A 1,871-nucleotide genomic window follows, 5' to 3' on the forward strand; every position below is an offset into this window, starting at 1 on the left:
ATTGATTACCACAACCAAAGTTTGGCAATTAAACGCCAAATCGGTGACAGACTTGGAGAGGGGATTTCTCTCAATAACTTAGGATTAGCCCTGCTCAATTTGGGTAATCCAAAAGCTGCTGAACAAAATTTGCGTAATTCAATTGCAGTCAAAGAAGCCATACGAAAAGATTTAGGCAATAACGATGCTTTCAAAGTTTCTTTCTTTGAAACACAATCACAGTCCTACCGCCTACTACAACAAGCCCTAATTGCTCAAAATCAAACTACACAAGCTCTGGAAATTGCTGAAAGAGGTCGCGCACGAGCCTTTACAGAGTTACTTGCTGTGCGCCAACAACTATCTTCTGCACCCACCCCACCCAACATTGAGCAAATTCAACAAATTGCTAAACAACAAAATGCGACTTTGGTTGAATATTCCATCGCCTGGGATAACTTGTATATTTGGGTTGTCAAACCAACTGGTGAAGTTACATTTCAAAAAGTTGATATCAAAAACATCAAATTTGGGCCAGAGGATGTCCGCACGGCTGCGGCGACTCTGGCTGAAGGGCGTAGTGGTGTCGCTACTAATGTAATCACAGGTTTAGTTGACAATACTCGCGCTGCTGTGACAAGAAATAATAGCCAATCTCTAACAGACACCACAAATACAGTTCGCAAGCCAGGTTGTCGGGGAAATGCTTGCTTACAGCAAATGTACAAGTTACTCATTCAACCAATTGCCAAAGAACTACCAACTAATCCTGAATCACGTGTTATTTTTATTCCTCACGAGTCTTTATTTTTAGTTCCCTTTGCTGCTTTACAAGACCAAGATCAAAAATTTCTGATTGAAAAACATACTATTTCTATTGCTCCTTCAATTCAAGCTCTAGAGTTAACACGTACACGAAGATTAAATCTTCAACAAACTACTGACCAAAAACCAGGATTGGTGGTGGGTATTCCTCGCAATGCTTTGGTTGTTGGTAATCCGATTATGCCCAAGGTGAGTTTTAAAATTGGGGAACCACCACAGCAACTAGACTCTTTACCGGGAGCAGAAAAAGAAGCTCAAGATATTGCTGATTTATTTCAAATTAAACCTCTGATTGGCAAAGATGCAACTAAAGCTGCTGTTACAGAACAAATGCAACAAGCCAAATTTATCCACCTGGCGACTCATGGTTTACTTGATGAGTTGGGTGAGGGGGGAATACCTGGACAAGTGGCGCTTGCTCCTGCTGGTAAGGATAATGGTTTATTGAGTGCCAATGAAGTTTTAAATTTGAAGTTAAATGCAGAGTTGGTTGTATTGAGTGCTTGCGATACTGGGCGGGGACGGATTACTGGAGATGGTGTGATTGGGTTGTCGCGGGCGTTTATTAGTGCTGGGACGCCGAGTGTAATTGTATCATTGTGGCGGGTGGGGGATAAGTCTGCTGCTGTTTTGATGCCGGAGTTTTATCGGCAGTTACAGAAGAGTCCCAATAAGGCACAGGCGTTAAGACGGGCGATGTTGAATACGATGAAGAATTATCCGAATCCGAGTGATTGGGCGGCGTTTTTGTTGGTTGGTGAGGCTGAGTAGGGGGACAAAGGAAGGGGGACACGGGGACACGGAGACACGGAGACGCGGGGGACATTCCAAAATTAACGTTCATCACAAAAATCATTCCATCTATAGAGAACATCAACACATTTGTGACCAACGTCTTGACGTTATTTATTAATGGGAACCCATTTATTACAAACGGGAACCCATTCATCACAAACGGGAACCCATTTATTACAAACGGGAACCCATTTATTACAAACGGGAACCCATTTATTACAAACGGGAACCCGTTCGCTACAAACTTTGTCTAGTGGTATGCGAGCAACACA

At 42.8% G+C, this 1,871-nt stretch carries 1 protein-coding gene; it reads left to right on the forward strand.

The features are described from left to right. On the forward strand, positions 1–1,575 hold a 1,575-nt coding region (locus tag B4U84_RS14060), incomplete at its 5' end, for a CHAT domain-containing protein (protein ID WP_131118975.1). Between the last annotated feature and the right edge of the window lie 296 nt (positions 1,576–1,871).

The organism is Westiellopsis prolifica IICB1, from assembly GCF_004323185.1.
Taxonomy (GTDB): Bacteria; Cyanobacteriota; Cyanobacteriia; order Cyanobacteriales; family Nostocaceae; genus Pelatocladus; species Pelatocladus prolificus_A.